This window comes from Streptomyces sp. NPDC059567, assembly GCF_042735655.1.
Classification (GTDB): Bacteria; Actinomycetota; Actinomycetes; order Streptomycetales; family Streptomycetaceae; genus Streptomyces.
This window is the reverse complement of the sequence record NZ_JBHWBS010000119.1, coordinates 1-9,893: the sequence shown is the minus strand read 5'-3', so window position 1 is coordinate 9,893 and position 9,893 is coordinate 1. Positions and strand designations below refer to the sequence as shown.

Here is a 9,893-nt window from a genome sequence, read left to right as displayed (position 1 = left end):
AGGTAATTCCATGGTTCCGACGCTTGGGGCGCCCAATGAAAACATCCCCGTTCCGGCGCGCGCCCGCCAGCCGTCGTGACGGAGTGGCGGGCGCGCTCGTGGTGCGGGGAAGAGCCGTTCGGAGGGCCGAAGGCTCAGGCGGCGTTCTTGATCGCGGAGATGTCGAAGTTCAGCTTCACCTTGTCGCTGACCATCACACCGCCGGTCTCCAGGGCCGCGTTCCAGGTCAGGCCCCAGTCGGAGCGCAGGATCTCGGCCGAGCCCTCGAAACCGACGCGCTCGTTGCCGTAGGGGTCCGTCGCCGTGCCGTTGAACTCCAGGTCGATGGAGAGCGGCTTCGTCACGTCCTTGATCGTGAGGTCGCCGGTCACGCGGTACTTGTCGCCGCCCAGCTGCGCGGCCTCCGTGGAGCGGAAGGTCATCAGCGGGAACTGCTCGGCGTCGAAGAAGTCGCCGCTGCGCAGGTGGCCGTCGCGGTCGCCGATGCCCGTGTCGATGGAGGCGATCTTGACCTCGATGGAGGCGGTGGACGCGCCGGGGTTCGAGCCGTCCAGCGTCAGCGTGCCCTCGTGCTCGGCGAAGGTGCCGCGCACGTTGGTGACCATCGCGTGACGGACGGTGAAGCCGATGCTGCTGTGCGCCGGGTCGATCGTGTAGTCGCCGGTCAGCGCGGCCAGCGCCGGGTCGACGGGGAGGGTGGCGACGGCGGTGTCGACGGTGTCGTTCTTGCGGCTGAAGATGCCCATGACCTGCTCCTTGGGGACGGTGCGCGGGGGCCGGATGCCCTTTGTTGAAGCTTCAACGAGAACGACAGTAACCCTATTCCGTTCAACTTTCAACATCTCTGCGCGAGGTTTCCCCCGATTCACCCGAAAGACGTCGAGGCCCTCTGGCGGACGCGCGTAGAGCTGCGGCACCATCTCCCTGCTCCACCTGCACAGCCGTCCCATCCGACACGGTCACCAGCAGGAGGCAACCCCCGATGAAGCTCCGCTCCGTCCTCACCGCGCTCGCCCTGGTCCTCGGCGCCCTCTTCGCCCCCGGCGTCGGCGTCCTCGGCGGCGCCACCGACGCCCAGGCCGCCACCAAGATCAGCCACGCCACCGCGACCTCGATGTTCCGCAACTCCGGCATCACCTGGTCCTCGTCCGGCGGCTGCTCCAACCGCAACAACCCGACCTGCACCTCGTTCGAGCAGCTCAACCTCGCCACGGCGCAGGGTGCCCAGACCCTCAAGAGCGCCAGTGGCTGCGCGCTGAACATCACCGGCGGCACCGAGACCGGCCACGCCGGCGGCACGTACTCGCACTGGAACGGCTACAAGCTCGACTTCAGCAAGTACACGTGCGTCGGGAACTACATCAAGAACACCTTCACCTACATCGGTGTGCGCGGGGACGGTGCTCCGCAGTGGAAGTCCGGCGCCGGCAACATCTACGCCGACGAGGGCAACCACTGGGACGTGACCTTCTACAACTGCGGCGGCTGTTGACCGTCGTTCCCGCGTCAAGAAGCCCCCTTCGGTGGTCACTTGGACTAACCGAAGGGGGTTCTTGGACTGGCGGGGCCGCCGGGGCCCGATCTCGTTGACGGTGCCCGGCGGGCAGGGGCCAACTAGTGCGCATGTCCCTCCCCGAGTCCCGAAGAATCCGTGCGGCCTGCGCGCTCGCCGTCGCCTCGTCGGCCGTGTTCGCCCTGGCCGGGCCCGCTCTCGCGACGGCCCCCGCCACCTTCGCCGAAGCCTCCGCACGCGTCGGCGCCGACGCCGTCATCGGCTCCGACCAGCTCTCCGTCGCGGTCGCCGAGGACTTCCCGCGCGTCCTCTCGTACACCGACCGCTCCACCGGCGCCCGTCTGCTCGGGAGCACGGCCCCGGTCACCAAGATCGTCCTCAACGGCACGGCCTATGCCGTCCAGGCCAAGGGCGCCCCCGTCCTGACCGCCGCCAGCGCGGCGTACACCCTCACCTTCCCCGCCCTGGCCGGCGTCGAGATCGACGCGACGCTGAGCGTGCGCGGCCGTGCCACCACCTTCAAGGTCACCGCCGTCCGCGACACCGAGAGCTTCCGGGTCGGCACCCTCGACATACCCGGCCACGACCTCGTCTCCGTGGGCTCGGCCGACACCGGCGCGGAGACCGCCTTCACCCGGCTCGACCCCGACTCCACCCGTACCGCCGACGTCTTCGCCAAGGTCACCGACGCCACCGCCGCCGAGAGCGCTCCCGTCGGGGCGAGCTACGCACTCGTCAACACCGACCGGCTCGCGGCCGCCGTCGAGTCCAACTCCAGCTACGACAAGCCCGCGGGAGCGAGCGCCCGCGACGGCGCCCGCTTCTGGCACCAGGCCCGCAGGACGGCGACCGAGACCCGTGTGGGCGTCTGGTCCGGCCAGTGGACCTACCGCGGCGCGGGAGCCCCGCGGCCCGAGAGCGGCGACAACCTCCCCTGGGCCAAGGTCGTCGTCACCCCCGACGCCAACGCCGACGGGAAGACCGACTGGCAGGACGGCGCCCTCGCCTTCCGCGCGATCGGCGTCAAGGCCCCGGGCAGCGAACAGACCCCCGACCGGGTCATCGCCCACATCCCGTTCAACTTCGCCTCGCAGGCCACCCACCCCTTCCTGCGCACCCTCGACGACGTCAAGCGGATCTCGCTCGCCACCGACGGGCTCGGTCAGTTCGCCCTGCTCAAGGGGTACGGCTCCGAGGGCCACGACTCCGCGCACCCCGACTACGGCGGCAACCACAACAAGCGCGCCGGCGGCCTCGACGACCTCAACAAGCTGCTGAGGGAGGGGAAGAAGTGGGGCGCCGGCTTCGGCGTCCACGTCAACGCCACCGAGTCGTACCCCGAGGCGAAGAACTTCAGCGAGATCCTCGTCGACAAGACCAAGCCCGGCTGGAACTGGCTCAACCAGAGCTACTACATCGACCAGCGCCGGGACATCAACAGCGGCGACCTCGCCCGCCGGTTCCAGCAGCTGCGCGACGAGACCGACCCCAATCTGTCGATGCTCTACATCGACGTCTACTACACCCACGGCTGGATCGCCGACAAGACGATGCAGGCCGTCCAGGCCCAGGGGTGGAACGTCGCCACCGAGTGGTCCGAGAAGTTCGAGCGCGCCTCCCTCTGGTCCCACTGGGCCAACGACCTGAACTACGGCGGCGCCACCAACAAGGGCCTCAACTCCCAGATCATCCGCTTCATCCGCAACGGCGAGAAGGACGTCTGGAACAACCACCCGGTCCTCGGCCAGACCGCCCTCGAAGACTTCGAGGGGTGGACCGGCGAGACCGACTGGAACCACTTCTATGCCAACATCTGGCAGAAGAACCTGCCCGCCAAGTACCTCCAGCAGCAGACGATCACCCGCTGGAACGGCAACGACCTCACCTTCACGGGCGGTGTGCGCGGCACCGTCGAGGACGGCCGTCGCACCTTCTACGACAACGGCCGCAAGGTCCTCGACGGTGAGAACTACCTGCTGCCCTGGGACGGCGGCAAGAAGCTCTACCACTACAACAAGGCGGGCGGCCGCACCACGTGGACCGTCCCGGGCGCCGGCTCGTACGCCGTCTACAAGCTCACCGACAACGGCCGCGTGAAGACCGCGACCGTACGCCCCGTCGACGGGCAGATCACCCTCGACGCCGCCGCCGGCCAGCCCTACGTCCTCTACCCGGACCGCGCCCCCGAGCCGCGCGACCCCCGCTGGGGCCAGGGGACCCCGGTCGATGACCCCGGATTCAACGACGCGAGGCTCTCCGCCTGGACCAAGGCCGGAACCGTCGCCCGTGACACCGACGCCCAGGGCCGCAACAGCGCCAGGCTGACCGGCTCGGCGACCGCGTCCGTACGACAGCACGTCACCGGCCTCACCCCCGGCAAGCGGTACACCGCCTCCGCCCTGATCGAGGTCGAGGCGGGCCGCACCCGGCCCACCACGCTCTCGGCCGGCGGGGCGTCCGTCACCGTCGAGCGCTCGGCCGTCCAGGACCGGGTCGCCGCCTCCGACTGGAACGGCACCCGCCTCCAGCGCGCCAAGGTCACCTTCACCGCCCCCGCCAGCGGCTCCACCGCGCTCCGGATCGAGGCCGCGAGCGGCAGCCCGGCGGCCGTCCGGATCGACGACGTCCGGATCGTCGCCAACAACCCCGCCATCAAGGCCGGCGCGCTCGTGCACGAGGACTTCGAGGCCGTCGACCAGGGCTGGGGCCCCTTCCTCAAGGGTGACTCCGGCGGCACGACCGACCCGCGCACCCACATCGCCCAGCTCCACGCCCCGTACACCCAGGCGGGCTGGAACGGGAAGCTCGTCGACGACGTCATCGGCGGCGCCGAGTCGCTCAAGTCCCACGACGAGAACAGCGGCCTGGTCTACCGGACCGCGCCCTGGACGGTCCCGATGAAGGACGGGCGCGGCTACCGCGTCGAGTTCGACTACCAGTCGAGCCACGCGGGCGCCTACGAGTGGGTCACCGGCTACGACCGCACGAACGGGACCGCGGTGGAGACACGTCGTACGCCCGTCGGACAGCAGAGGACCACCGGGCACTTCTCCGAGACCGTGACCGCCGGCTGCGGCGACACCTGGAGCGGACTGCGCAAGCGCGGTGACGCCCCCGACGGAGCCGACTTCGTCCTCGACTCCTTCACCGTCACCGACCTCGGCCCCGCGGCGGAGAAGGCGGCCTGCGGCACGCTCGCCCTCACCGCCCCGGAGACCCTGGAACCGGGCCGCCCCAACCAGGTCACGGCCACCTTCGCCAACGACGAGGCGAACGCCGTCGCCGGGGCCACCGCCGCACTGGAACTCCCCGCGGGCTGGACCGCCGAGCCGGCCGGACCGGTCTCCCTCGGGACGGTCGCGGCGGGCGCCCAGGCCACCGCCACCTGGCAGGTGACGCCCCCGGTGGACGCGAAGTACCAGGCGTACCCGCTCGGTTCGACGCTCACGTACACCGTCGGGGGAGAGGCGCGGAAGCTGAGCGCGGCCACCTCCGTCCGTACTCTGCCCCCGCCGCCCACCACGGACAGCTGGGCCAGCGACCTGGACTGGACGTCCGCGGCCAACGGCTGGGGACCGGTCGAGCGCGACCTGTCCAACGGCGAGACGGGCACCGGCGACGGCGGCCCGCTCAGGATCGGGGGAGTGGCCTACGCCAAGGGCCTGGGCGCCCATGCCCCGTCCACGGTCCGCTACTACCTGGGCGGGAAGTGCACCTCCGTCACCGCCGAGGTCGGCGTGGACGACGTCCAGACGAGCCGCGGCTCGGTGCAGTTCAGCGTCGTCGCCGACGGCACGGAGAAGGTGAAGTCGCCGGTCCTGAAGGCCGCCGACACCGCCTGGCGGCTCACCGCCGACGTCACCGGGGCCTCCTACGTGGAGCTGGTGGCGGGCGACGGCGGCGACGGGACCGGCAACGACCACGCGGACTGGGGGAACGCCCGCTTCCACTGCGGAGGCTCCCTGTAGCAAGCGCTTGTCGTGCTCATTGATTGCGTCGGAGAACGGGTGCTAGACCGGTCGCCAACCGGTCTACACCACTTCCCTCCGGGAGGCTTCCGTGCCCGTTCCCGCCTGGTCCCGCCGTACCTTCCTGACCGTCACCTCCGCAGCGGCGGCCACGCTCGCCCTGCCCGGCCACGCTCGCGCCGCCGAGGGTGAGTTCGAGACCCTCAGGCAGCGCTGGCTCGACATCCAGCTCGGCGCCGGCTTCGATGCCGGCGCCGAGCCGTACGCGTCCCGCCTCGCCGAGACCGGCGAACTCGCCCGCGCCTTCCGGGCTTCCATGACCCCGACCGACACCTCCCTCTGGCCGGGCTACACCTTCGACCCGCCCTCCGGCATCACCCAGAGCTACAGCCGCCTGTGGACCATGACGCAGGCGTACCTCCAGCCGGGCACCGGCCTCACCGGCGACGCGGCCCTGCTCGCCGACGTGCTGCGCGGCCTGGACCACCTCTCGGCGCGGATCTACAACCCGACGACCGTCCGCTACGGAAACTGGTGGGAGTGGCAGATCGGCAGCCCCCGCCTCCTCATGGACATCGTCGCCGCGCTCCACCCGCACCTCGGTCCCGGGCGGATCGCGGCCGCCTGCGCCGCCGTCGACCACTTCGTCCCCGACGCGATGCTCGGCGACTACAGCGGCACCTCCACCGGCGCCAACCGCGTCGACCTCTGCCGCTCCGTCGCCGTGCGCGGCATCGTCGGCGCGAACCCCGCCAAGCTCGCCCTCGCCCGCGACGCCCTCTCGCCCGTCTTCCCGTACGTGACCAAGGGAGACGGCCTCTACGCCGACGGCTCGTTCGTCCAGCACACCTGGGTCGCCTACTCGGGCACGTACGGACAGGTCATGCTCGACGGCCTCGGGCGGCTCTTCACCCTGCTCGCCGGCTCCAGCTGGGCGGTCACCGACCCGAACCGGCAGATCATCCTCGACAGCGTGGAGAAGGCCTACGCGCCGCTGATCTACGACGGCCTGATGATGGACAGTGTCAACGGCCGTGCCATCAGCCGTGGCTACCTCAAGAACGACGAGCGTCGCGTCATGCGCTCCGACCACTTCCACGGCCAGGGGATCATCGCGGCCATGGCCCTGCTCGCGGGCGGAGCGAGCGCCGCCGAGCGCCGTCGGTGGCACGCGCGCGTGAAGGGCTGGATCGAGCGCGACACCGTCTCCCCGATCCTCTCCGCCCGCCAGTTCGGCGTCGCCGACCTCGCCCGGCTGCATGCGGTCGCCGACGGGCCCGTCCCGGCCGCCGCCGAGCCGACCGGGCACACCCTGTTCGCCGCCATGGACCGGGCCGTCCACCGGCGCCCCGGGTGGGCCGCCAACATCGCCATGGCCTCGGACCGGATCTCGTACTACGAGTGCGGCAACGGGGAGAACCCGCGCGGCTGGCACACCGGCGCCGGAATGCTCTCCTGGTGGACCCCCGGCCAGGGAGGTCAGTACACCGACTGGTTCTGGCCCACCGTCGACCCCTACCGCCTCCCCGGCACCACCGTCTCCACCAAGCGGCTCGCCGACCGCGCGGGCGGCGAGTGGGGCGCCCCGAAGCCGGCCGTGACCTGGGTCGGCGGAGCCACCGACGGCGAGTTCGCCGCCGTCGGACAGCACCTCAAGGGCCTGGATTCCACCCTGGAGGCCCGTAAGTCCTGGTTCTGCGCGGCGGACACCGTGATCTGTCTCGGGGCCGGGATCACCGCCACCGACGGCGTCCCCGTCGAGACGGTCGTCGACAACCGCAACCTCGGCGACGGCCGTGGGGGCGGCACCCGGGCGCTCACCACCGGCAAGCGCTGGGCGCACCTCGAAGGACACGGCGGCTGGGTCTTCCCCCGGGGCACCGCGAACCTCCGGACCCTGCGCGAGGACCGGACCGGCGCCTGGAGCGACATCAACACCACCAGCTCCACCGAGACCCGCACCCGGACCTACCAGACCCTGTGGTTCGACCACGGCACGGACCCGGCCGGCGCCACGTACGCGTATCTGCTCATGCCGGGCGCCTCCCGGCGCACCCTGGCCGCCCGCGCCGCCGACGAGGACTGGCTGGAGATCCTGGACAACACCGCCGACCGCCAGGCCGTCGCCGTCCCGTCCCTCGGACTCACGGCCGCGAACCTGTGGCGGGCCGGTACGGTGGGGCGCCTGACGGTCACGGCCCCCGCGAGCGTCCTGGTCCGCCGCCGGCGCTCGGTCCTCGACCTCCGGATCAGTGAGCCGCAGCGCACGGGCCGGCCGCTGGAGCTGGTCTGGAACCAGCGGGTCCGCCGCGTGATCGACCATGATCCCTCCGTGGAGGTGCTCGCGACAGGCCGCTCACTGCGGCTGCGGATCACTCCCGGTACCGCTGGCGTCACCTGCCGCACGCAAGTGGCGCTTTAGAGGGTTGTGTGGAAAACCTACAAACGCAAGGGGTGTCTGGCTGTTGACTCGGTTCCCCCTGTCGGCGGTTCTGTCTTACTCCACCAGGAATCGACGCGGGAGACTGTACGGAGTGGACGGCGGGATTTGCTTGGTCGACTTCGTAGGGTCGGTACATGACCGTTGTGGACCAGATCCCGAGCGAGCCGACTGACGCGCGTGGCCGTGTGGCCGAACTGCACGCCCTGCGCGAGGAGGCTCGGCGCGGGCCGAGCGAGCGGGCGACCGAGGCCCAGCACGCCAAGGGCAAGCTGACCGCTCGCGAGCGCATCGAGCTGCTGCTCGACCCTGGTTCCTTCAACGAGGTCGAGCAGCTCCGCCGACACCGCGCCACGGGCTTCGGCCTGGAGGCGAAGAAGCCGTACACCGACGGTGTCATCACCGGCTGGGGCACGGTCGAGGGCCGCACGGTCTTCGTCTACGCGCACGACTTCCGGATCTTCGGCGGCGCGCTGGGCGAGGCCCACGCCACGAAGATCCACAAGATCATGGACATGGCGATCGCGTCCGGCGCCCCGCTCGTCTCGCTGAACGACGGCGCCGGCGCCCGTATCCAGGAGGGCGTCTCCGCCCTCGCCGGCTACGGCGGCATCTTCCAGCGCAACACCCGCGCCTCGGGTGTCATCCCGCAGATCTCGGTGATGCTCGGCCCGTGCGCCGGTGGCGCGGCCTACAGCCCGGCGCTGACCGACTTCGTCTTCATGGTCCGCGAGACCTCGCAGATGTTCATCACCGGCCCGGACGTCGTCAAGGCGGTCACCGGCGAGGAGATCACCCAGAACGGCCTCGGCGGCGCGGACGTGCACGCCGAGACGAGCGGCGTCGCGCACTTCGCGTACGACGACGAGGAGACCTGCATCGCCGAGGTGCGGTACCTCCTGTCGATGCTCCCGCAGAACAACCGCGAGAACCCGCCGACCGTGGCCTCCGAGGACCCGGCCGACCGCCGCTCGGACGTCCTGCTCGACCTGGTCCCGGCCGACGGCAACCGTCCGTACGACATGCACAAGGTGATCGAGGAGCTCGTCGACGAAGGCGACTTCCTGGAGATCCACGAGCGCTGGGCCCGCAACATCATCTGCGCGCTGGCCCGCCTGGACGGTCAGGTCGTGGGCATCGTCGCCAACCAGCCCCAGTCGCTGGCGGGCGTCCTGGACATCGAGGCCTCGGAGAAGGCCGCCCGTTTCGTCCAGATGTGCGATGCTTTCAATATCCCGATCATCACCCTTTTGGACGTACCCGGCTTCCTGCCGGGCGTTGATCAGGAGCACGGTGGAATCATCCGCCACGGCGCGAAGCTGCTGTACGCGTACTGCAACGCGACCGTGCCCCGGATCAGCTTGATCCTGCGCAAGGCGTACGGCGGCGCGTACATCGTCATGGACTCCCAGTCCATCGGCGCCGACCTGACGTACGCCTGGCCCACCAACGAGATTGCGGTGATGGGCGCCGAAGGTGCCGCCAACGTCATCTTCCGCAAGCAGATCGCCGAGGCCGAGGACTCCGAGGCCATGCGGACGCGCATGGTCAAGGAGTACAAGGCCGAGCTGATGCACCCCTACTACGCGGCGGAGCGCGGACTGGTCGACGACGTGATCGACCCCGCAGAGACGCGGGAGGTCCTCATCAGGTCCCTCGCCATGCTCCGCACCAAGCACGCCGACCTGCCGTCCCGCAAGCACGGCAACCCGCCTCAGTAAGAGGAGCCACAGACGTGACCACGCCTGCCACAGCCAACCTTCTCCGAGTCGAGAAGGGCCACGCCGACCCCGAGGAGCTGGCCGCGATCACCGCGGTGCTGCTCGCCCGCGCGGCCGCCCAGCCCGCCGAGACGTCCGCCCACGGCCGCTCCACGGCCGGCTGGCGCCGCCTGGAGCGCCAGTCGGGCTTCCGCCCCTCCCACTCCTGGCAGGGCTGACCCCAGCCGTACCGAAGGCCCCCGCTCCGACAC

At 70.7% G+C, this 9,893-nt stretch carries 6 protein-coding genes; 5 read left to right on the top strand and 1 reads right to left on the bottom strand.

Annotated features, from left to right (window positions below; translation table 11 throughout):
• Nucleotides 1-134: 134 nt before the first annotated feature.
• Nucleotides 135-746: a YceI family protein gene (locus ACFVZW_RS33185; protein ID WP_384529334.1), complete on the bottom strand. Its 612-nt coding sequence runs from the start codon at nt 744-746 to the stop codon at nt 135-137.
• A 236-nt stretch (nt 747-982) separates the two neighbouring features.
• Here ACFVZW_RS33185 and ACFVZW_RS33180 point away from each other — a divergent pair, with 236 nt between their 5' ends.
• The 5 genes from ACFVZW_RS33180 (at nt 983) to ACFVZW_RS33160 (ending at nt 9,860) form a co-directional block, all read left to right on the top strand.
• Nucleotides 983-1,492: a hypothetical protein gene (locus tag ACFVZW_RS33180; RefSeq protein WP_384529331.1), complete on the top strand. Its 510-nt coding sequence runs from the start codon at nt 983-985 to the stop codon at nt 1,490-1,492.
• 131 nt (nt 1,493-1,623) lie between these two features.
• Nucleotides 1,624-5,481, top strand: a complete 3,858-nt coding sequence (locus tag ACFVZW_RS33175; protein ID WP_384529328.1) for an endo-alpha-N-acetylgalactosaminidase family protein — start codon at nt 1,624-1,626, stop codon at nt 5,479-5,481.
• Between the two features lie 91 nt (nt 5,482-5,572).
• Nucleotides 5,573-7,903, top strand: coding sequence for a polysaccharide lyase 8 family protein (locus ACFVZW_RS33170; protein WP_384529325.1), 2,331 nt, complete (start codon nt 5,573-5,575; stop codon nt 7,901-7,903).
• A 155-nt stretch (nt 7,904-8,058) separates the two neighbouring features.
• Nucleotides 8,059-9,642 (top strand): acyl-CoA carboxylase subunit beta, encoded by a 1,584-nt coding sequence (locus tag ACFVZW_RS33165; RefSeq protein WP_384529321.1) that lies wholly within the window; start codon nt 8,059-8,061, stop codon nt 9,640-9,642.
• Between the two features lie 14 nt (nt 9,643-9,656).
• The gene (locus ACFVZW_RS33160; RefSeq protein WP_384529318.1) at nt 9,657-9,860 is read left to right on the top strand and encodes an acyl-CoA carboxylase subunit epsilon; all 204 of its coding nucleotides are present in this window, start codon (nt 9,657-9,659) and stop codon (nt 9,858-9,860) included.
• The last annotated feature ends 33 nt before the right edge of the window (nt 9,861-9,893 follow it).

Excerpts from the sequence above, each read along its gene's own strand:
- ACFVZW_RS33185 (WP_384529334.1), bottom strand. The coding sequence starts at position 746 with ATGGGCATCTTCAGCCGCAAGAACGACACCGTCGACACCGCCGTCGCC.
- ACFVZW_RS33180 (WP_384529331.1), top strand. The coding sequence starts at position 983 with ATGAAGCTCCGCTCCGTCCTCACCGCGCTCGCCCTGGTCCTCGGCGCC.
- ACFVZW_RS33175 (WP_384529328.1), top strand. The coding sequence starts at position 1,624 with ATGTCCCTCCCCGAGTCCCGAAGAATCCGTGCGGCCTGCGCGCTCGCC.
- ACFVZW_RS33165 (WP_384529321.1), top strand. The coding sequence starts at position 8,059 with ATGACCGTTGTGGACCAGATCCCGAGCGAGCCGACTGACGCGCGTGGC.